General features: G+C 65.6%; 16 protein-coding genes. 5 read left to right on the forward strand and 11 right to left on the reverse strand.

The window, feature by feature from the left end; all coding sequences use genetic code 11:
• The first annotated feature begins 24 nt into the window (after positions 1-24).
• Both LPB04_RS20430 and LPB04_RS20435 read left to right on the forward strand, forming a co-directional pair.
• Entirely contained in the window at positions 25-1,674 is a 1,650-nt protein-coding gene (locus LPB04_RS20430; protein WP_193686290.1) for a VRR-NUC domain-containing protein, read from the forward strand.
• Positions 1,671-3,923 carry an ATP-dependent DNA helicase gene (locus LPB04_RS20435; protein WP_193686291.1) on the forward strand — a complete coding sequence of 751 codons (2,253 nt, stop codon included), beginning with the start codon at positions 1,671-1,673 and terminating at the stop codon, positions 3,921-3,923. Before LPB04_RS20430 ends, LPB04_RS20435 begins: the two co-directional genes overlap by 4 nt.
• Here the strand turns inward: LPB04_RS20435 and LPB04_RS20440 are convergent, their stop codons facing one another.
• The 7 genes from LPB04_RS20440 to LPB04_RS20470 form a co-directional block, all read right to left on the reverse strand.
• Positions 3,924-4,652, reverse strand: coding sequence for a LytR/AlgR family response regulator transcription factor (locus LPB04_RS20440; RefSeq protein ID WP_193686292.1), 729 nt, complete (start codon positions 4,650-4,652; stop codon positions 3,924-3,926).
• 3 nt (positions 4,653-4,655) lie between these two features.
• Positions 4,656-5,744, reverse strand: a complete 1,089-nt coding sequence (locus tag LPB04_RS20445) for a sensor histidine kinase (protein ID WP_193686293.1) — start codon at positions 5,742-5,744, stop codon at positions 4,656-4,658.
• Positions 5,744-6,526, reverse strand: coding sequence for a LiaI-LiaF-like domain-containing protein (locus tag LPB04_RS20450; RefSeq protein ID WP_227496508.1), 783 nt, complete (start codon positions 6,524-6,526; stop codon positions 5,744-5,746). Before LPB04_RS20450 ends, LPB04_RS20445 begins: the two co-directional genes overlap by 1 nt.
• Positions 6,519-6,890, reverse strand: coding sequence for a LiaF transmembrane domain-containing protein (locus tag LPB04_RS20455; protein WP_193686294.1), 372 nt, complete (start codon positions 6,888-6,890; stop codon positions 6,519-6,521). The genes LPB04_RS20450 and LPB04_RS20455 overlap by 8 nt, the downstream gene beginning before the upstream one ends.
• A gap of 188 nt (positions 6,891-7,078) precedes the next feature.
• Positions 7,079-7,255, reverse strand: a complete 177-nt coding sequence (locus LPB04_RS20460; RefSeq protein ID WP_193686295.1) for a hypothetical protein — start codon at positions 7,253-7,255, stop codon at positions 7,079-7,081.
• Between the two features lie 41 nt (positions 7,256-7,296).
• Positions 7,297-7,461, reverse strand: coding sequence for a hypothetical protein (locus LPB04_RS20465; protein ID WP_193686296.1), 165 nt, complete (start codon positions 7,459-7,461; stop codon positions 7,297-7,299).
• A gap of 313 nt (positions 7,462-7,774) precedes the next feature.
• A complete protein-coding gene (locus tag LPB04_RS20470) occupies positions 7,775-10,738 on the reverse strand; it encodes a TonB-dependent receptor (protein WP_193686297.1) in 2,964 nt (987 codons plus the stop codon).
• Positions 10,739-10,972: 234 nt separating this feature from the next.
• Between LPB04_RS20470 and LPB04_RS20475 the strand changes: the two genes are divergently transcribed.
• Both LPB04_RS20475 and LPB04_RS20480 read left to right on the forward strand, forming a co-directional pair.
• Complete coding sequence (locus LPB04_RS20475) at positions 10,973-11,920, forward strand: N-acetylmuramoyl-L-alanine amidase-like domain-containing protein (RefSeq protein WP_193686298.1); 948 nt, start codon at positions 10,973-10,975, stop codon at positions 11,918-11,920.
• A 605-nt stretch (positions 11,921-12,525) separates the two neighbouring features.
• Positions 12,526-14,424 carry a polysaccharide biosynthesis protein gene (locus LPB04_RS20480; protein ID WP_227496509.1) on the forward strand — a complete coding sequence of 633 codons (1,899 nt, stop codon included), beginning with the start codon at positions 12,526-12,528 and terminating at the stop codon, positions 14,422-14,424.
• Between the two features lie 136 nt (positions 14,425-14,560).
• Here the strand turns inward: LPB04_RS20480 and LPB04_RS20485 are convergent, their stop codons facing one another.
• From LPB04_RS20485 to LPB04_RS20495, 3 genes are all read right to left on the reverse strand, one after another.
• Entirely contained in the window at positions 14,561-14,707 is a 147-nt protein-coding gene (locus LPB04_RS20485; protein WP_193686300.1) for a hypothetical protein, read from the reverse strand.
• Between the two features lie 45 nt (positions 14,708-14,752).
• Positions 14,753-15,802 (reverse strand): polysaccharide biosynthesis/export family protein, encoded by a 1,050-nt coding sequence (locus LPB04_RS20490; RefSeq protein ID WP_227496510.1) that lies wholly within the window; start codon positions 15,800-15,802, stop codon positions 14,753-14,755.
• A 258-nt stretch (positions 15,803-16,060) separates the two neighbouring features.
• A complete protein-coding gene (locus LPB04_RS20495; protein ID WP_193686302.1) occupies positions 16,061-17,848 on the reverse strand; it encodes a TonB family protein in 1,788 nt (595 codons plus the stop codon).
• A 126-nt stretch (positions 17,849-17,974) separates the two neighbouring features.
• On the opposite strand from LPB04_RS20495, the gene LPB04_RS20500 reads away from it, so the two are divergent.
• The gene (locus LPB04_RS20500; protein WP_193686303.1) at positions 17,975-19,255 is read left to right on the forward strand and encodes a family 1 glycosylhydrolase; all 1,281 of its coding nucleotides are present in this window, start codon (positions 17,975-17,977) and stop codon (positions 19,253-19,255) included.
• Positions 19,256-19,263: 8 nt separating this feature from the next.
• Here LPB04_RS20500 and LPB04_RS20505 read toward each other — a convergent pair whose 3' ends face one another.
• Positions 19,264-20,229 carry an MBL fold metallo-hydrolase gene (locus LPB04_RS20505; protein ID WP_193686304.1) on the reverse strand — a complete coding sequence of 322 codons (966 nt, stop codon included), beginning with the start codon at positions 20,227-20,229 and terminating at the stop codon, positions 19,264-19,266.
• Positions 20,230-20,432: the final 203 nt, after the last annotated feature.

The raw sequence follows: 20,432 nt of genomic DNA on the forward strand, positions 1-20,432 counted from the left end.
TAAGCACAGTTGTAGCCTCAAAAAATGAACAGGGTTCTGGAAAACGAGTTTTATTACCTGGATAACTTCCAGAGTGTCCTGGATTGGATCGTCAAGCGCTATCGCGACTTGCTGACCGACGAAGAGCAAGCCTTCATCGCCGCCTTCCCCACGCTGCCCCAGCCAGCGCGCGCCCTGTTCGTGCGCATGGTCATGCGCAAGGGCGAGCTGTTCCGGGCCAGCAAAATGCAGTACGCGGAAATCGGCTGCCCGGTCGAGGCCGCGCACGCCTTGCTGCCCAGCGGCTGGATCGAACTCGACCCCGTGCTCAGCCTCGACGAACTGTTCGACCTGCTGGCCAAGCCCGAGATCGCCGCCGCCTTCGGCGCCCATCTGCAGCAGAAAAGTGCGCGCAAGGCCGAGCAGCTCGAAGCGCTGCGCGCGGCCTTCGGCGAGAGCCGCGCCTTTTCCAGCTGGTACGCCGGCTGCAGCGACGTCGCCCTGCGCATTTTGGTCAAGCCGCTGTGCGATCGCCTGCGCCTGATTTTCTTCGGCAACCTGCGCCAGGACTGGACCGAGTTCGTGCTGGCCGACCTCGGCGTCTACCGTTTCGAACAGGTCGAGTTCTCTCCTGCCTCGCGCGGCTTTCGCGACCGGCGCGACATCGAGCATTACCTGCAGCTGCACGCCTGCAAGGAGCGCTTCAACGCCGGTCTCGAACCGATCGAGGACGTGTTGAAGGAACTGCCGATCGACGCCTTCGACAATGACTGGCTCGACAGCCGGCGCCTGAAATTCCTGTTCCAGGTCGGCCAGCATTTCGAGAAGCAGCAGGACTGGACACGCGCCATCGAGGTCTATACGCGCTGCGGCTATCCGGGTTCACGCGGTCGCGCGATCCGGGTGCTGGAAAAGGCCGAGCGCTATCTCGACGCCTGGCAGCTGTTGCAGCAGGCCGAACGGGAACCGGAGAACGACGCCGAGCGCCAGCACCTGTTGCGGATAGGCCCGCGCCTGGCGCGCAAGCTCGGCCACCCGAAGACCATCGCCCGCCGTCCGGCCGCGCCGGTGCGCCTGGATGTCTGCCTGCCGGTGCCGGGCGATGGTCCCTGGGTCGAAGGCGCCGTGCGCGACCACCTCGGCAGCGAGGCCGCGCCCGTCTTCTATGTCGAGAACACGCTGGCGAATGCCCTGTTCGGCCTGCTGTGCTGGCGCGCGGTCTTCGCCGCCATTCCCGGCGCCTTCTTCCACCCCTTCCACCGCGGCCCGGCCGATTTGTACAGCCTCGACTTCCAGCAGCGCCGCGCCGCGGAATTTGCCGACTGCCTGGCCCAGTGCGACGATGGCCGCTACCGCGCCACCATCCTCGCCCACTTCGAGGAAAAGGCCGGCATCTCGTCGCCCTTCGTGTCGTGGGAATACCTCGACCGCGCCCTGCTGGAACTGGCGCTCGAGTGCATCCCGGCCGCCCACGTGAAACGCTGGTGCGAGCGCATCCTGGCCGACGTGAAGGCAAACCGCAGCGGCTTCCCCGACCTGATCCAGTTCTTCCCCGGCGAAGGGCGCTACCGCATGATCGAAGTAAAGGGGCCGGGCGACCGCCTGCAGGACAACCAGCTGCGCTGGATCGACTACTGCGCGGCGCACGACATGCCGGTCGCCGTGTGCTACCTGCAGTGGGAGCAGGCCGCTTGAGTTATGTCGTGGCGGTGCGGGCGCTGTGCGAATTCACGGCCAAACGCGGTGACCTCGACCTGCGCTTCACGCCTTCTCCCACCGCCCAGGAAGGCATCGCCGGCCACGCCGTCGTCACCGCGCGCCGCGGAGAAGGCTACCAGACCGAGGTCACGCTGGCGGGCGACCATGGCCCGCTGCACGTGCGCGGCCGCGCCGACGGCTACGACCCGGCGCAGAACCTGATCGAAGAGATCAAGACCTACCGCGGCCAGCTATCCTCGATGCCGGACAACCACCGCCACCTGCACTGGGCCCAGCTGCGCGTCTACGGCCACCTGCTGTGCGCCGCGCGCGGGCTGGAGCAAGTCAACCTCGCACTCGTCTACTACGAAATCGGCAGCGGCCTCGAGACCTCCCTGCGCGAAACGCGCAGCGCGCTTGAACTGAAAACCATGTTCGAGGAAGCCTGCGGACGCTTCGTCGAATGGGCCGAACAGGAACTGCGCCACCGTGAAGCGCGCGACGCGGCGCTTGCCGAGCTGCGCTTTCCGCACGCGGACTTCCGCCCGGGCCAGCGCCAGCTCGCTGAAACCGTATTCAAGGCGAACGCTAGCTCCCGCTGCCTGCTGGCCCAGGCGCCGACCGGCATCGGCAAGACCATCGGCAGCCTGTTCCCGGTGCTGAAAGCGGCGCCTGCCCAACGGATCGACAAGATATTCTTCCTCGCCGCGAAGACCCCGGGCCGCCAGCTGGCACTCGACGCCGCCGGGGCGATCCGCGCCCACGCCCCCTATCTGCCGCTGCGCGTGCTCGAACTGACCGCGCGCGACAAGGCCTGCGAGCACCCCGACAAAGCCTGCCATGGCGACTCCTGCCCCCTGGCGCAAGGTTTTTACGATCGCCTGCCCGCCGCGCGCCAGGCAGCGTTGAGCGTACCGGTGCTCGACCGCGCCGCCCTGCGCGAGGTCGGCCTCGCGCACGACGTCTGCCCCTATTATCTCGGCAGCGAGATGGCGCGCTGGACCGATGTCGTCGTGGGCGACTATAACTATTATTTCGACGGCAGCGCGATGCTGTACGCGTTGGCCCAGGCCAACGGCTGGCGCGCCAGCGTGCTGGTCGACGAGGCACACAACATGGTGGCGCGGGCGCGTTCGATGTACTCCTGCGAACTCGATCGCGTGGCCCTGCGCGCCGCCCGCGCGGCGGCACCTCCCCTGATCAAAAAGGCCTTGAGCAAGATCGGAAAGGTCTGGAGCGAGATCGACGAAGCCGCCCCGCTGCCCTACCAGGTGCTCGATGCGCCCGGCGAGAAGCTGCTCAACGCGCTGACCAACGCGACCAGCACCATCAACGACTTCGTCGCCGAACAACCGGGTCCGCTCGACCCGGCCCTGCAGCGCTTTCATTTCGATGCGATGCAGTTCGCGCGCCTGGCCGAATCCTTCGGCGAGCATTCCCTGGTCGACCTGACGCGCACGGGCAAGGACAGCGTGCTCTGCATCCGCAACGTGGTGCCGGCGCCCTTCCTGAAGCCCCGCTTCGAGGGCGCGCACTCGGTGACGCTGTTCTCGGCCACGCTCAGCCCCTGGCATTATTTCGCCGACCTGCTCGGCCTGCCCGGGAACACGGGCTGGGTGGACGTCGAGTCGCCCTTCCGTGCCGGCCAGCTGAAGGTCCACATTGCGGCCAGGATCTCGACCCGCTACCAGCACCGCACGGCTTCCCTGGCGCCGATCGCGCACCTGATGGCCGGCCAGTATGCGCAGGCGCCCGGCAACTACCTCGCCTTCTTCAGCAGTTTCGACTACCTCGAGCAGGCGGCAAACCTGTTCGCCGAGCTGCATCCCGAGGTGCCGGTCTGGCGCCAGGAACGGCGCATGAGCGAACTTGAGCGCGCGGCTTTTCTCGACCGCTTCCACCCCGACGGACGCGGCATCGGTTTCGCCGTGCTGGGCGGCTCCTTTGGCGAAGGCATCGACCTGCCGGGCGCGCGCCTGATCGGCGCTTTCGTTGCCACCCTCGGCCTGCCGCAACTGAACCCGGTGAACGAGCAGCTCAAGGCGCGCATGCAGGCGATGTTCGGCGCCGGCTACGATTACACCTATCTGTATCCGGGCCTGCAGAAGGTGGTGCAGGCCGCCGGGCGCGTGATCCGCACCGAGCTCGATCAGGGCGTGGTCTACCTGATCGACGACCGTTTCGACCAGCCGGCGGTGCGCGAGCTGCTGCCGCGCTGGTGGCAGGTCGACCGGCTCCTCACCTGATCAGGCAATCAGGTCGCGCACCTTCTGGTAGCCGCTGCGGCTGACCGGCACCCGTTTGCCGTCCTTCAGGACCGCGCACCAGCTGTCCTTGGTGGGCGCCTCGATGCGCTCGATCGCGCCGACCTTGACGATATACGAGCGGTGCACGCGCACGAACAGCGACGGATCGAGCCCCTGCTCCAGTTCCGCCATGCGCCCGTTCTTCAGGTAGGTACGCCCGCCGGCGCTGATCGAAACGTAGTCGTCCTGCGCCTCGATCCAGTCGATGCCGGCGCTCGGCACCACGTGCACGCGCGCGCCGTCGCGGATCAGGATCCGCTCCAGCGGCCCGTGGCGCCGCGCCGCCTCCTGCGCCACCGCTTCGACCTGCGCGGCCGGCGTCGCGCGCTCCCTGGCGCTCGCCAGGGCCTGTCCCAGCCGCTCGCGGCTGAAGGGTTTCAGCAGGTAGTCGATCGCGCGCACCTCGAAAGCCTTCAGCGCGAACTGGTCGTAGGCGGTCACGAACACGTACTGCGTGCGTGCGCCCGCCAGTTCGACGACTTCAAATCCGTCGAGCTTCGGCATCTGGATGTCGAGGAAGACCAGGTCCGGCTGCAGCTCGCCGATCGCCTTGACCGCCTCGAAACCGTTCGCGCATTCGGCCACGATCTCGATGTCGGGATAAGCAGCCAGGTATTCGCGCAGCAGCGCGCGCGCCAGGAATTCGTCGTCGACGAGGATGACACGCATGGCTCAACTCTCCGTAATCGGTTCGGTCTGGATCGGCAGCGCGATATCGACGCGAAAGCGCGCGTCGAATCGGGTCCAGTGCACGCTCGCCTCGTGGGCATAGGTCGCCGACAGGCGCTGGCGCACATTCGCCAGGCCGATGCCGCAGCCGGCTTTGGCATGCGCCGCATTGCCCTCGGCCTCGTCCGCGTCGGCGTCGTTCTCGACGCGGATGCGCAGCAGCGAGCCGTCGCATTCGGCGGCGATGCGCACCGTGCCGCCATCGAGCCGGTTGCCGATGCCGTGCTTGACGGCGTTTTCGACCAATGGCTGCAGCAGCATCGGCGGCAGCAGGCACTGCCCGGCCCCGGTGCCGATCGCGTCCTCGAAACGCAGGCGCTCGCCGAAGCGCACCTGCTCGATCGCGAGGAAGGCACGCACCAATGCAATCTCCTCGTCAAGGGCGACCTTGCGCTGCGCATCCATGCCCAGGCTGCGGCGCAGGAAGTCGGACAGTTGCAGGGTCATGCCGCGTGCGCGCGCGGGATCGATCGACGTCAGCGCACTGATCGAGTTCAGGCTGTTGAACAGGAAGTGCGGGTCGATCTGGGTGCGCAGCATGCGCAGTTCCGCTTCCTGCGCCGCCAGTTTCATTTCCAGCTCGCGCCGCTCGAGGCTGCGCGCGCGCTCGAATTCGAGGGCCAGGTAGTGGGCCACGGCGGTCAGGCCGTACAGGATGACGCCGAGGCCGAACATCAGGGCCGCGAACGGGCGCGTCATCGCCGGCATGCCCGGGACCAGGCCGCGCAGGGATTCGGCGAAACCGCCGCCGGCCGCGGTCCAGAGCGCGCTGGCGCACACGGCCGAACAGGTGAACACGCCCAGCACCGTCACCAGCGGCCTGGCCGCGAGCGGATAGGCGCGGCACAGGTAATACGAGGAAAACCCGCTGGCGCATCCGTAGACCAGGGCCAGGGGCACGGCGAACAGCAGGCTCGCCGTCCAGGGCGCGTCGCCGGCCGTCACCATCAGGCCGGCCAGCAGCGTCCCGAGCAGCGCCCAGGCCGCCAGGTAGAGCGCCGTGCTGCGCGCGGTGCCGGGCGCGCCGATCATCAGTTGCGTACTTCCACGCCGCCCATGATCGCGTAACCGCGCACGACCAGGCGCTTGCTGCCATCGGGCGGCTTCACGGTTTTCTCTTCGAAGCCGCCCAGGATCGGCGTGCCTTCCAACACCACGGTCCAGTCGGGCGGCACCTTGAGCGTGACCCCGCCCCAGAAGGCGAACACATGGATCACGGCTTCGCCCGTTATCGAGGCCTCGCGCAGGTCGAGCGCGCAGCCGCCCATCACCGCGGTCACCTCGCCGCCGCGGAAATCCGGGCTGTGCACACGGCGTTCGAAGCCGCCGAGGATCGCGGTCACGTCGACCGTCTGCCTATCGCCGGCAAGCGCGTCCGGAACGCCGTCCTTGCCGTCGACCACGGCCACGCCAAAGCGCACCGAGCGCTGGCCGGTCATGGCCCGGTACACCACCAGCGCACCGACCGCGATCAGGATCAGCGGCCAGGCGGCGCGCCACGAAAAATAGATGATGCCGAGGCGGTGCAGGATCATCGTCACGCCGACGCCGATGCCGGCCAGGCCGACCAGGTAGCCGTTCGGGCTGGTGGTGTCGAGCAGTTTGGCGACGCCGGCGAAGATGAAGACCAGCGGCCAGAAGGCGAGCGCGTCGCGCACTTCGATGATGTCGAGGTTATCCAGCAAAAACAGCAGGCCGATGGCGATCACCAGCACGCCCATCAGGACCTGGCTGGTCATGCCGCGGTCCGCACGGCGTGCGGCACGGCGGGCCTGGCGCGCAGCACGGCGGTCGTCGATCGTATCCTTAAGCATGGTCATTCTCCTTCGATTGCGGGAAGCGGCGGCGGAAGACGGGGGTGAGCACCAGCAGCACGCCCCACATCAGCAGGAACAGCGGCCAGCTGTTGCGGAAGGTCAGGCCGAACAGGCCTTCGAACACCGCGAACAGCCACAGGCCGGTGAAGATCGTCCACAGCCCGTTGCGGAACTGGCGCGCGCTCGGATAGCCGATCGTCTGGTTGATGCCGGCCACGACCAGCAGCAGCGGCCAATAATGCCATAGCGACTCGGCCTCGATGATATCCATGCGGTCGAGCAGGAATACGACGCCGACCACGATCAGGACCAGGCCCCACACCATCTGCTTGCGCGTCGTGTAACTGATTTCGGAACTCATCTCGTCCTCCGTGTTGTGATGGAAGGACGATAACGGGGAGCGGAGAAGAAGGAAAGCGCCTTTCGGCGAATGGCGGCGCCGGGTCGGCGAATGGCGAAGGGATCGGCGAACGGCGCTGCCGGGCGCCATCGGTCAAGAAATAAAAAAAGCCCGCCTCGGAAGGCGGGCTGTTCGCTGCCTGGAAGGAATCAGGCGGCCGATGCGGACAGGCTCATTGGCGGCTGGCCCTTGACCTGGTTGCGGTATTTGGCGCGCGCGGTGGCCTGCTTGACGGCCTCGCGTTCGATGTTGGTGCGGCGGATGTCGAGACGTTCGTCCTTGCCGCGGTGCTGTGCTTCGTGTTTGTTGCCGATACGCTTGGTCATGTGCTTCTCCTCTGTGAAATCTGTCGGTTCGAAAGCGTACGCTAGGAACGGTTGGTGGCCAGCTTCAGGTCCGCCGGCATCAGCATCCCCCACCCCAGCTGGCGCCGGATTTCCTCGGGCGTCGGCGGCGGTTGCGGATCGCGCGACCGGCGCGCGAGGTATTCGCGCACCAGGTGCTTCGGGGGATTCTTCGTCGTGGCAGACATTGGGCCTCCGCTTCCGGATTGTCATTGCCGTCGCTACAAAGCGCCGGCCTGGATCTGGTGCCGATCCTCGAGGCGACCGGCTAACCTGTTGAGGTATTTGGCAGGCCTGCAGAACGAATTCGCTGGCGCCTCACTCACACGGCTTCATCATATCGATTGCATAAGATCCGGACCGTTAGGTGGCGCACACAGGCATGGCGGATGAGCTGCCGATGCGGCGCGAGATATTGTAGGACTGGACATACACGAGTGGCTTGGACGCGAAAAAGGGGAGCCGGCGCTCCCCTTTTTCTGGTGCTGCGCTGCTACCCGATCAGAACTTGTACTTCAGGTTCAGGTAGAACTGGCGGCCGCTGACGTCCAGTTTCTGCTGCTCTTCTTCGCTGTAGCGATAGTAGGCGCGCTTGACGTTGGTCAGGTTGGTGGCGTCGAACGAGACGATCAGGTTGGGCGAGATGTTGTAGCTGGCATTGAAGGCCAGCGTCGTCACCGGCGCCGCCATCGTCGGCGCGGCGAACATCAGCTTGCCGTCGACGAGCGACTTGTTGTTCGTCGAGTTCGGCGTCGGCGCGGTCGTCGTGTTGACGTACTCGCTGCGGTAGTTCGCCACAAGGCGGGCCGAGACGCGGTCGTTCTCGAAATAGGCGCCGAGGTTGGCGCCGTATTCCGAGGCGCCGGTCATCGGACGGCCGTCGTCGACCTTGGTTTTGGCGCGGCTCACGTTCGACGTGAAGCCGAACGGGGTATTGCCGAACGGCTGCTCGTAGGACAGTTCGATGCCGGCGATCTTCGCACCCTGCTGGGTCGAGGTGTTGACTGCGAAGGTCTTGACGATGCTGTCACGCGGATCGACCAGCTGGACGGTGTCGCCGCCGGCCGAACCGGTCTTCGGATAGCCCGCGATCTTCGAGTAGAACACGTTCACGCCGACCATCGAACGGCGCGCGAAATACCAGGCCCACGAGGCGTCGATGTTCTTGGCGACCATCGGTCCCAGGTTCGGGTTCGGGCCGTTCACGGTGCAGCCCGAGACGAGGCAGTTGGCGCCGCTGTAGCCGGCGCCCAGCAGGTTGTAGTTCTGGCGGCCGACCGTCTTGCTGGCGCCGAAGCGGGCGATCATGTCCTTGTCCAGCTCATAGCGCAGGTTCAGGCTCGGCAGGACGTTATTGAAGGTCTCGTCGGTTGGCTGCTTGTAGTAGACGACGCCTGCCAGCGGGTTGAACACGGTGTCGTCATACAGCTGCACGCCTTCGCCCACCGTGGTCAGCGCAGTCGGGAAAGCCGGGCAAGGAATCGCGGGCTGGCCCGGCGCCGAACGGGCGCAGGCGCCGGTCGGCAGCGGGATCGGGACCTGAGCGTTGACGCGGGTGCGCACGAAGCGCAGGCCGACGTTGCCGGACAGGCGGTCCAGCTCCAGGTTGGCCATCACGTACGCGGCGCTCTGGCGCTCACGCATGTCGAGTTCGGTTGCGGCGCGGCGTTCCCAGTCGGCCGAGGTGGCCTTGCTGTTGGCGGCGAAGTAGGCCTTCAGCGCATCCGGGGTCAGGGTCCAGCTGGTGTTGTCCCAGCCGGCCGGGCCGTCCAGGCCGGCGCCGAAGTCCGACGGATACGCCTTCCAGGTGTCCGGACCTGTCGGCGCATTCACCGACAGGTTGCTGCTGCGCAGCTGCGGGAAGCGGCGCGCGCTGTCGCGGCGGTGGTCGGCGTAACGCACGCCGGCTTCGAGCGACTGGAACAGTCCCTTCTCGAGGCGGTATTCGGCATCGAACTGCAGGCTGTGTTCCTTGTCGGTCGTCTTCACGCCCGAGGCGGCGCGGCCGGTCAGCTTGTAGCCACTGCCGTCGGCATTCATGCCAGGGACGTTCGGACCGGTACCGTAGTACTGGACGAAAGGCGCATCGCGCAGGCTGCCCAGCGCATACGAGACGCCGGTGCCGTAGCGGGTATAGGTCAGGCCCTGGTCGAGGCCGGTCTCGCCGACGCCGCGCGTGGTCGAGAACAGGGTCTTGACCGTCAGGTCCTGGTTGACGCGGTATTTCGCGTCCAGGTCGAGGAAGGCGCTGCTCGACTTGGCCCCGTCGCGGTAAGCGCCCTCGGTCTCGCCGATATATTGTGGCGGCGTGCCGGCCGGGTACAGGATGTCCGCACTCTTGAGCACGCGCAGCTGGTCGCCGTAGAGCGTCGTTTCGTTGACGATCACCGGATTCTTGATTTGCGCATAGACGCGCTGGCCGTTCACCGAGGTCGGGGTGGTGCCGCCGGCCGGTCCTGCCTCGCCGCGCAGCATGCTGAACATCGCGCCGGCATTCAGGCGGCCGAAGTTGTTCGCTTTCATGCCCGAGTGGAAGCCGGTCATGGTCATGTCGAGGTCGTTGTTCGGCTTGAACTGGAGCGAGAACATGCCGCCCTTGCGGTCACGCACGCTTTCGACGAATTCCGTGCTCATCGAACCAGGCAGGCGCACGCCCTCGAGGTCGGCGGCCTTGTAGCCGCTGCCGGCCAGCGAAGCATCGGTAATGCCAGGCATTTTCGCGAGATTGATCACATCCCAGCCGCTGCCGCCGGCATAAGCGAAACGCGACGCGGAATCGCGCCGTACATAGCGCTTCTCGGCAAAGCCCTGGACGATCACGCCCACCGTGCCGGCCTCGTTCTTCCAGTTGACGCTGGCATTGAAGTCCGGCGCGGCCTTGCCCGGCAGCTCGGCATAGCTCATGCCGCCGCTGATGACGCCCGAGAGGCGCTCTTTCTGCGACAGCGGCTTGCGCGTGGTGACGTTGATGGTGCCGGCCAGGCCGCCGTCGACGAGGTTTGCCTGCGAAGTCTTGTAGACCAGTGCCTGGTTCAGCACGCTCGAAGGCATCAGCGACAGGCTGGTCGAGCGGCTGCTCGAGAGCTGGTCGGCGACATACCAGTCGCCGCCCGAGACCGTGTGGCCGTTGAAAATGATCAGCGTCATGTCGGCATTCGTACCGCGCATCGACACCTTTTCCGCCTCGTCGTAGTCGGTACGCACCGCCACGCCGGACAGGCGCTGGAGCGAGTCGGCCAGGTTCTTGTCGGGCATCTTGCCCACGTCTTCCGCCGTGATGACCTCGACGTTGGCGGTCGCATTCTTCTTCACGTTCAGCGATTTGGCCATCGAGGCCCGGATGCCGGTCACCTCGACGGTCTGCATCGGGGCTTCCGCTCCTGCCGTCTGCGCCATGGCGGGCAAGGCGGTCAGGCTCCACAGTGCCATCGAAACGGCGGCGGCCAGCGGCTTCTGTTTGAACATTCTCTCTCTCCTGGATATAAGTATGGTGTGCTGCGGGCGGCGGACGAGCGCTGCCATATTGGTAGTATTAGCTATAAGTTAATGACTGGAAAATTACTTGTCGTCCCGCAGCTATAACTTGAAGGAATGTTTGAGTTACGCAACAGTTGGTTATGGATGGGCGACAAATTGGTATTGTCAAATCCTGCGCGGCCGCGTTAGCGTCTTGAAAACACTACAAGGAGACCTGTTTCCATGCGCTTTGCTCCCCTGCTGCTCGTTGCGGCCACCCTCGGCGGCTGCGCCAGCCAGTCCACCCTGCCCGCTCCCGCCAGGCCGGCAGCGCCCGCCCCGCTCGCGATCGAGGCCGTGCTGCAAAAGCAGATCTATCAGATGACGCCGGTCGAAGCCGGGCGCTACATCGCCTGGGCCCACGCAGCCGAGCCGGACCTGCGCAAGCGCATCGCCGCGATCGGGCGCAAGAACCTGGGCCAGCCCTATCTGCTGAACCTGCTGGGCGAGTTTCCCTTCGAGGTACACGACGATTTGCCGATGTTCAGCCTCGAGCGCAGCGATTGCGTCGTGTTCGCGGAACACACCTATGCGATGGCACTGTCGCGTTCGTGGGAAGAATTCTTCTGGATGCTGCAACGGATCCGCTACCGCGACGGCGTGATCGGCGTCGCCACGCGCAACCACTACACCGAGATGGACTGGAACGTCGCCAACAGCTGGCTGGTCACCGACATCAGCGCGCAGCTGGCTGGATCGAATGGCCCAAGCTACGCGATGCGGGTCGACCGCGCACGCTTCCTGAAAACCCGCCACAACACCGAGCGCGCCATCCCGGTCGAGACCAGCCGCCAGAGCTATGTGCCGAAGGAACAGGTCGCGGCCATCGCCAGCCAGCTCCAGGAAGGCGATTTCGTCAACGTCATCTCGACCCGCGACGGCGAGCACTGGGCCTCGCACGTCGGCCTGGTCGTGCTGGGCGCGGATGGCGAACGCCACCTGCTGCATTCGCAGGAACCGAAAGTGCGTGAAGAAAGCTTCGACTCCTTCATCGCGCGCGCCGCCGAACGCGAAGCGCGCAATGCCCGGGAAGGCAGGAATGGCCAGCGCCTGGCCGGCTTCAAGTTCCTGCGCCTGAACGACAACATCGTGGTGCCGCCGATGGCGCCGCAGCCACGCCCGGGCAGCTGATCCGTCCTGTCTCCCGCGCGTGCCAACGGTGCGCGCCGAAGTCCCCTCCCCTCGGGCGGCATCGCGCTGCCGTCCTCGCCCGGCCCTGAGCGCGCCTGTCGCGCCTCTCTCCCATGCATCCGCGCCGGATTGCGCACGCCGGCCGCGCATAGTCGGCCCTGCCGCAACATTCTCCCGATTTATTATTTCCTGACTTTTATATTCCAATCGGAAATGTATTGCCAACTCGACTGCAATTTATTTCCGAATTACATTTCCTCAATTAAATAAATAGCCGACTTCATTTTAATTCGCAATTTTCGGTTGAGCAGGGTCAAACTCAGCAATCCGACCGGGACAGATAATTAATTTACTCAACAACGGCCAGTTCATTTTCCGCATCGGCTTCATATACGAATTCCACACCCCTTATTTCATTTCAGGCCACATTTCAGACGGTTGCTTTCTCAATTCATCTACATTCCATTTACTGCCCACCGCTTATACCACTCTTATCGCAACCACTCGATCAAGTAATGCGCGCCATGCAAACTTTCCCGCACCGAGTATTAAGCCAGTTCTGCGCCGGAATGGTATCGCTGCATCGGACTACGAAAATAGCGCTGATGATCTGCATCGACCTGGTGGCATTGCCCTTATGTTTTCTGGTCGCGATGTTATTGCGGGGCGGCGACCTGAAACTCGCGGCGCATTATGGTCCGGCCTCGTATTTGATTGTCGCGCTGGTGACGATCGCCGCCTTTTCGATGTCCGATCTTTATCGCGCGGTTATTCGCTTCATCGACGGCCGCTTATTGAGCGCCACCGGCCTGGCGCTCGGTATTGCGGTGTTGTGCGCCTATGTCGTACTGTTTGCGATTAACGACGCCATGTTTCCGCGCAGTGCGCTGGCCATTTACTGGTTCATCGCCTTTTCCTATGTGGTCACCTCGCGCATCGGCATGCGCAATTTCCTGCGCAACCACGGCAGCCGCCGGGGGAGTTCGGACGCGGTGGCCATCTACGGTGCCGGCGAAGCCGGCGCCCGCCTCGCGCAAACCATGCGCAACAGCGACGAATACCGGCCGGTCTGCTTCTTCGACGACAAGCGCGCGCTGAACGACCGCACCATTGCCGGGCTGCGCGTGTTCCAGACCGGCCGCCTGGCCGACCTGGTCGCCGCGCATGGCATCCGTACGGTCGTCATCGCGGTGCCTGGCATGCCGGCCGAACGCCTGCGCGACATCATGCAGCGCCTGGCCGGGGCTGGCGTTACCGCCAAGATCCTGAGCCGGTTGGTCGACCTGGCCGATGACCGGGCCCGTCCGCGCGACTCGATCCGCGAACTGAAGTTCGAAGACCTGCTCGGCCGGCCGGCGGTGCCGCCGCGGCTCGACCTGTTCGCCCGCTGCGTGCGCGGCAAGACGGTGCTCGTCACCGGCGCCGGCGGCTCCATCGGCAGCGAACTGTGCCGCCAGATCGTCACGCTCGGCCCGAACCGCCTGCACCTGCTCGACCACTCCGAATTCGCCCTGTACACGATTCGCCAGGAGCTCGGCACGCGCTTTCCCGAACTGCGCATCGACGCCCACCTCGGTTCGGTCTGCAATGCCGACCTGGTCGAGCGCATCCTCGCCGAAAGCCAGGTCGACACGGTCTACCATGCCGCCGCCTACAAGCACGTGCCTCTGGTTGAGACCAACATCGTCGAAGGCCTGCGCAACAACGTGCTCGGCGCCCAGGTCATCGCTGCGGCCTGCGCCAGCCACCACGTCGAAACCTGCGTGCTGATCTCGAGCGACAAGGCGGTGCGTCCGACCAATATCATGGGCGCCAGCAAGCGTATTGCCGAGCTTATCTTCCAGGCCGCGGCCGCCAAGCGCGGCACGCAGACGACCTTCTGCATGGTCCGCTTCGGCAACGTGCTCGGCTCCTCCGGCTCGGTGATCCCGCTGTTCCAGCGCCAGATCGCGCGCGGCGGACCGCTCACCATCACCCACCCCGAGGTGTCGCGCTACTTCATGCTCATTCCCGAAGCGGCGCAGCTGGTGATCCAGGCCGGCGCCATGGCCAAGGGCGGCGACGTGTTCGTCCTCGACATGGGCGAACCGGTACGCATCGTGGAACTGGCGCGCACGCTGCTGGCCATGTCCGGCCTGACCGAAAAGACGCCGCAGAATCCGGGCGGCGACATCGAAATGAAATTCGTCGGCCTGTTCCCGGGCGAGAAGCTGCACGAAGAGCTGCTCACCGATGGCACCGTCTTCCCGAGCGAACATCCGCGCATCATGCGCATGAAGGAAAACGCGCTGCGCCCGAGCGTGCTCGAGACCTGCATCACCTGCCTGATGATGGCCTGCGAAACGCACGAGCGCGGCATGATCGAATCGATGGTCAAGGCCATCGTCAGCGAGTACACACCCCAGTTGCCGGCCACCGCTCCGGCGCAACTACCCGAACCCGAAGTCGAATCGGGCAAGGCACGGCTTAGTCTCATCCACAGGTTCGTGCCCTTTCGCATCTAGCGGCTGCAACCATCTCCACCCACCCACCTACAGTTGGCGAGGAACACATGCGCGACGAAAATCAATCAGCCCACCTGCAACGGCTCACGGCCAAACTGCGCGACCGCACCGCGGTCATCGGCATCATCGGACTCGGCTACAGCGTGTTGAAATGCCCTTTCAGGTCGACCGCCGGTTCGTCGGCGCCGGCCAGGGCCGGCCGTGGATCGAAGGGGACACTCAGGATCGGCGGACTATGCGCGACATGATGCGTCAGCGGCAGGTGTTCGGCAGGCTTGGTCATGGTTTTCTCCGATGCTCACTCGCGTTCAGTGGCGCTGATTGACGCTCATTGTCTGTTGGTGACACCGACCGCGTTGGTCAGCGCGCCGGGGAATAGCAGGCTCAGTTGGCGGTTCCAGTTGGCCAGCGGCGATGCGGCGACATAGACCACGTCCTTCGGCCGCAGCTCGAAGGACTCGGCCATCGCCAGCGAGCCGGCCAGGCGGGCGTCGAGCTGGAACACGCGCGTGCGCTCGGGCGTCTTGCGCACGACGTAGATCTGGCGCGCATCGCCGCTGAGCGGGCTGATGCCGCCGGTCTCGCCCAGCGCTTCGTTCAGGGTCAGGCGGCCGTCGTGCATCGTCAGCGCCCGCGGCGTGACGACTTCGCCGGAGACGAAGACCTTGCTTTCGTCGCGCGAGTGCACCCGCACGACGTCGCCCGGGGCCAGCATGATGTTGCCCGGATTGATGCCCTTCTGGACCAGGTCGCGCAGGTTGACGCGGTAGCGCGCGTCGCCCCGTTCGACGGCGATGCGGCTCTGGTCGGCCGTGGGCAGCAGCCCGCCGGCGCGGTTCAGCGCTTCGACCAGGGTCATCGGGATGTCGTTGATCGCCTGCAGGCCCGGCTGCTTGACCTCGCCGTCGATGTAGACGCGCTTGCTGCGGTAGGACTGGACCCGCAATGTGATGTTCGGGTTGGCGATGTAGCGCGCCAGCTTCTGCGTCAGCAGCGCGCGTGCCGCCTCCTCGGTCAGCCCCTCGACCGGCAGCAGGCCGGCGAACGGGAACTGGATCCGGCCCAGGTGGTCGACCACGAAGCCCGGCTGCGGCGCGTTCGCGTTGACGCTGGCGCTCATGCCGCTGGCGTCGGCCGCGGCGGTGGCGGCCGTCATGCCGCCGCCCGCCAGCTCGGGATGATCCCAGACGACGATCGACAGGATATCGCCGCGCCCGATGGCGTAAGGCGGGGGATTCGGCACCATCAGGCGCGACAGGTCCTGCTCGGCCGGCCGTCCGCTTGCCTGCTTCTCGGCCGCGATCAGCTGCTCGGTGATCATCTCGGTCGGCGGCGGGGGCTCAGCCTTGCCCTGGCTGTCCTGTGAATTGAACTGCAAACCGGTGGCGCATCCACCCAGTAGTAGCGAAAGGAACGCAGTTGCCGCGGCGACTAAACGCCAACGCAAAATTTCTATTGGAAAATTCATGGCTTGACCTGTGAAATAGCTGCCGTTCTCTGGCTGACCGACTCAGCGTACGGCGTCCATCACAGGCGGCTTTTGCTGCATATCAAACGGCAGGCTCTGGCAACTCCGGTGCGGGCAGTTCGCACCTGCCCGGTCCATGCTTGAGTGCCGATCGTAAATGGCGTAGCCTCAACGCACTTCTTCGAGCAGCCTCAGGTTCTCGGCAAACAGCCAGATGCGGCGGATTTCGATCACGTCGAAGCGCGCCGCGACGTTCGGCGGAAAGGCGGCGTAGCGAGCATTCAGGCGCACGATGCGGCGCACGGCCTCATCCAGATCGGCGCGGCCGCTCGAGCGCACGATGGTCACGTCGTCGACGCTGCCGTCGCTGCGCAGGGCCACGCTGACCAGGGGATCGGAACGCCCCGGGCCACCTGCCAGTTGCATGCGGATCTGCGCGGCATTGCGCTCGATTTTCTGGCGGAAGCTGTCGACGTACAGGCGCAAGGGCACGTCGCGCTCGAGCGTATCGACCACGCGCCGTCGGGCGTCCGCCATCTGCTGGGCCGGCCGCAGCGCTGCAGGCGGCGTACTGGGCAAGTCGATGCCGCGCAACAGTTCGCGCGCCCTGCTCCCCAGGCTGCCGCGCTCGAGGGTTCCACGCGGCAAAGTGCCGCCGGCACCGGCGCCATTCCCCGGCACGCTACCCGGCGCGCCGCCCTCGCCCCCGTTCGCGGGCCCGGACGCCTGCGCCGCCTGGCGCGCACCATCCTTCTCTGCGGCTTCATTCGCGGCCTGCTGCGCTTGCCGGCGCGCCAGTTCCTCCTGCACCGCCTGCGCCGCCACTGCCTCGGCGCGTTGGCGGCGTTCCCGCTCTTCTTCCTCCTGCCGGCGCGCCAATTGCTGAGCGCGCTCCCTGGCGGCCTCCTCGGCCAGCCGGCGCTCACGTTCAACCGCGACCCGCCGGGCAGCCTCCTCGGCTACGAGCCGCGCGGCCTCGCGTACCCGATCCTCATCGAGTGCGCGCTGCTCGGCGAGAGCGCGGGCACGCGCCTCGTCCTCGGCAAGCCCTTGCTGCCGTTCCCGCTCCTGGCGCAACTGTTCGTCCTGGCGCCGCCGGGCTTCTGCGTCGCGCTCGGCGGCCAGCAAGCGCTCGCGCGCCGCCGCTTCGTCGAGCCGGCGCGCCCGGTCCCGCTCGGCCCGCTCCTGCTCCCGCTTCTGCTCCCGCAGCGCGGCCGCAGCTTCCTCGGCCAGACGTTGCTCCTGCGCGCGCTCGGCGGCCTGGCGCCGCAGCGACTCCTGCTGTTCCCGCTCGCGCGCTGCGCCGGCCAGGCGTTCGCGCTCAGCCTCTTGTTCACGCAATTGCGCCAGCCGCCCCGCTTCCTCGGTGGCCGCCCGTTGTTCCTCCGCACGCGCGCGGGCGGCGGCGTCCTCGTCCACGCGCGGCTCGGGTTCGGCCAGCGCCGCAGCCAGCTGAGCCGGCTCAGCTGGCTGCGGCGCTACCGGTTCCGGCTCGGCCTGCGCAGCGGCGAGCGGTACCTTGAATCTGGCGTCAGGATTGTCTTGCCGGACGATGACCGGCGTCGGTTTCGCATCGGTACGCGGCGGCTTGGGCCGGCGCAGGACACGGCGCCGCCTGGGCGGTGTTGCTGCGGCCTGGGGAGGCGGCGGCGGTGCCGACGGCGCCGGGTCGAACAGGCGGAAGCCCGAGCCAGGCGGCGGCGACGGCGCGGGTGCGGCGACTACCGCAGGTGCCGGTTCGGATGGCGCCGGGAGCGCGGGTGCCAGCAAGGGCGGCGGCGAGGATGGTGGCAGGGGCGCCAGGCTGACCGTGATCGGCACGCCGCCGCCCGCCTGCATGCCGCGCAGCCCGAATTGAATCGACAGCACCAGCGCGTGCGCCAGGAGCGACAGCAGCAAGCCGATGAGCATCCGGCGATTGGCGAGGTCGGGCGCGGATGGCTGAACGGTCGGCATGCTGGCGGCCAGTTTGACATTGTTGAGTTGACAGCATAGCGTTAACCGAACGAGCGCGTGCGCACGCTAGCAATTGACGTTGCAGTGGACGATACTGGTCAAGATCGACACGGATGGAGGCGGCAGATGCATGCAGGTTTCATTTTCGCAACGGGGATCGAGAACAGCGCACCGACCATCGGGGGCGGGCGCATCCGCATGGACGAGCTCGAAAAATGCGGTCACTATAAGCACTGGAAGCTCGATTTCGACCTGGTGCAGGAACTTGGCCTGCGCGTCTTGCGCTACGGCCCTCCCCTGCACCGCACCTGGCTCGGCCCGACCCGCTTCGACTGGGAATTCGCCGACCTCGCCTTCGCCGACCTGCAACGACGCAACATCGCGCCCATCGTCGACCTCTGCCACTTCGGCGTGCCCGACTGGATCGGAAACTTCCAGAATCCGGATTTTCCCGAATTGTTCGCGGGCTATGCCGCCGCCTTTGCCCGGCGCTATCCCTGGGTGCAGCTGTACACGCCGATCAACGAGATGTGGATCTGCGCCGTGTTCTCGACCCTGTACGGCTGGTGGAACGAGCAGATGCGCAACGATGCCGCCTTCGTCACCGCGATCAAGCACCTGGTCAAGGCGAATATCCTGGCCATGCACGCAATCCTGAAGGTGCGTCCGGATGCGCTGTTCATCCAGAGCGAATCGACCGAATACTTCCACGCCGAATCGCCCGACGCCATCGGGCCGGCGGAAATGAACAATGCACGCCGTTTCCTGGCGCTCGACCTGAATTACGGACGGCGCGTCGATTCCGACATGTACGAGTACCTGCTCGACAACGGCATGACGCGCGAGGAATACCATTTCTTCCTGCAGCACAATCTCAAGCATCATTGCATCATGGGCAATGACTACTATCAGACCAACGAGCATTACGTCTCGGCCGACGGCATGACGCGCGCGGCCGGCGAAATCTTTGGCTACGCGGTCATTACTCACCAGTACTACAACCGTTACCGGCTGCCGGTGATGCACACGGAAACGAACCTATGCCAGGGACCGGGCGGCGACGAGGCGGTGTTCTGGCTCAAGAAGGAGTGGGCGAACGTGCTGCGGGTACGCAACAACGGGGTGCCGCTGATCGGCTTCACCTGGTATTCGCTCACCGACCAGGTCGACTGGGACAGCGCGCTGCGCGTCAATAATGGCAACGTGAATGCGCTCGGGCTGTTCGACCTCGATCGCAAGATCCGCCCGGTAGGCGTGGCCTACCGCGAACTCGTGAAGGCCTGGGAAGCCGTGCTGCCGACCAAGAGCATCTGCCTGCAGGTGCCGGTCGTCATGCCGCACGAGTTCGGCGCCGAGATCACCTCGGTCGACCCCGAGGCGCCAACCAGCGGCGCCATCCAGGGTTAAGGACCAGCTTAGCGCTTGCGCGGCGTAAACGTATAGGTGTCGCCGTGCGCCAGGTAGACGACGCTGTCCTCCAGCCCCGCAGCCTTGACTTCGCGCGCAAACTCGGCGAGCGGCGACTTGAAGACGTCGTAATCGTTGTAGTGGATCGGGATGGTCTTCTTCGGTTTGACGATCTGCATCATTTGGACCCCGTCCTTGCCGTCCATCGTCACCTTGAACACGCCCAGGATACGGGTGCCGCCCAGGTGCAGCAGGGCCAGGTCGATGCCGGGGAAGCGTTGCGGAATGCTGCGGATATCGTCGTAGACCAGTGTATCGCCGCTGATGTACATCCGGTAGTCGGGCGCGTCGGCATTCGCGCCGAAATCGAGCACGCTGCCCATCACCGTCGGCAGCAGCACCGAGACCCCGGCCGCGCCATGGCGCCCGGGCACCGAGGTGACGCGCACCCGTGTGTCGCCCTTGGTCACCTCCAGCTTGTCCCAGTCGGAAAGTGCAAAACGTTGCTGGAAGCCGAGCCGCTTGAGCTTTTCGCTCGCTTCGCGCGTCGTGACGATTGGCGTGTTGCGGTTCAGGCGTTCCTGTACCAGCTTGTCGAAGTGGTCCTCATGCATGTGCGAGAGGATCACCAGGTCGATCGGCGGCAGCTTGTCGAATTCGATGGCGGGATTGGTCTGGCGCTGGGAGGTCAGTCCATAGCCGAGGTGCACGTGGTCGCCCTTGTGCAGGAAATTCGGATCGGTCAGGATGGTCAGACCCTGGTAGCGGATCAGCACCGTCGCGGTGCCGATGAACTGCACGGTGCCAGTTCCCGCGTTTGCCGTCGCCGGCTCCCCGGCCGGGAGCTTGAGCGTATAGGTATCGCCCTGGGGCGCCATGGCCTGCGGCCCGTTCTCCGCCCGGGCTGGACCGGCGAACGACAACCCGAACGCGGCCAGCAAGACGGCACGGCCCAGCAAACGATCAACACGCATACACACTCCATAAATGGCCGGGCCCGCCGGTAGCGGACCCATAGATACCAGACGTTATCATAAAGACCATCCCGGCGTCGTTCGTTTCCAAACAGACAACATACGCGAGCGCAGCGACGGACGCGCATGCATTCTGGTTCCCGAGCGCAATGCGCAGCGTTATACTCCGATGGCTTTGTTACTTCATCAACTAACGAAAACGC

This window comes from Massilia litorea, assembly GCF_015101885.1.
In the GTDB taxonomy this organism is placed as follows: domain Bacteria; phylum Pseudomonadota; class Gammaproteobacteria; order Burkholderiales; family Burkholderiaceae_D; genus Telluria; species Telluria litorea.

What these genes read in the sequence shown, in the direction of transcription:
- LPB04_RS20430 (WP_193686290.1), top strand. Translation starts at nt 25, where the DNA reads ATGAACAGGGTTCTGGAAAACGAGTTTTATTACCTGGATAACTTCCAG.
- LPB04_RS20440 (WP_193686292.1), bottom strand. Translation starts at nt 4,652, where the DNA reads ATGCGTGTCATCCTCGTCGACGACGAATTCCTGGCGCGCGCGCTGCTG.
- LPB04_RS20445 (WP_193686293.1), bottom strand. Translation starts at nt 5,744, where the DNA reads ATGATCGGCGCGCCCGGCACCGCGCGCAGCACGGCGCTCTACCTGGCG.
- LPB04_RS20450 (WP_227496508.1), bottom strand. Translation starts at nt 6,526, where the DNA reads ATGCTTAAGGATACGATCGACGACCGCCGTGCTGCGCGCCAGGCCCGC.
- LPB04_RS20455 (WP_193686294.1), bottom strand. Translation starts at nt 6,890, where the DNA reads ATGAGTTCCGAAATCAGTTACACGACGCGCAAGCAGATGGTGTGGGGC.
- LPB04_RS20460 (WP_193686295.1), bottom strand. Translation starts at nt 7,255, where the DNA reads ATGACCAAGCGTATCGGCAACAAACACGAAGCACAGCACCGCGGCAAG.
- LPB04_RS20465 (WP_193686296.1), bottom strand. Translation starts at nt 7,461, where the DNA reads ATGTCTGCCACGACGAAGAATCCCCCGAAGCACCTGGTGCGCGAATAC.
- LPB04_RS20470 (WP_193686297.1), bottom strand. Translation starts at nt 10,738, where the DNA reads ATGTTCAAACAGAAGCCGCTGGCCGCCGCCGTTTCGATGGCACTGTGG.
- LPB04_RS20475 (WP_193686298.1), top strand. Translation starts at nt 10,973, where the DNA reads ATGCGCTTTGCTCCCCTGCTGCTCGTTGCGGCCACCCTCGGCGGCTGC.
- LPB04_RS20480 (WP_227496509.1), top strand. Translation starts at nt 12,526, where the DNA reads ATGATCTGCATCGACCTGGTGGCATTGCCCTTATGTTTTCTGGTCGCG.
- LPB04_RS20485 (WP_193686300.1), bottom strand. Translation starts at nt 14,707, where the DNA reads ATGACCAAGCCTGCCGAACACCTGCCGCTGACGCATCATGTCGCGCAT.
- LPB04_RS20495 (WP_193686302.1), bottom strand. Translation starts at nt 17,848, where the DNA reads ATGCCGACCGTTCAGCCATCCGCGCCCGACCTCGCCAATCGCCGGATG.
- LPB04_RS20500 (WP_193686303.1), top strand. Translation starts at nt 17,975, where the DNA reads ATGCATGCAGGTTTCATTTTCGCAACGGGGATCGAGAACAGCGCACCG.
- LPB04_RS20505 (WP_193686304.1), bottom strand. Translation starts at nt 20,229, where the DNA reads ATGCGTGTTGATCGTTTGCTGGGCCGTGCCGTCTTGCTGGCCGCGTTC.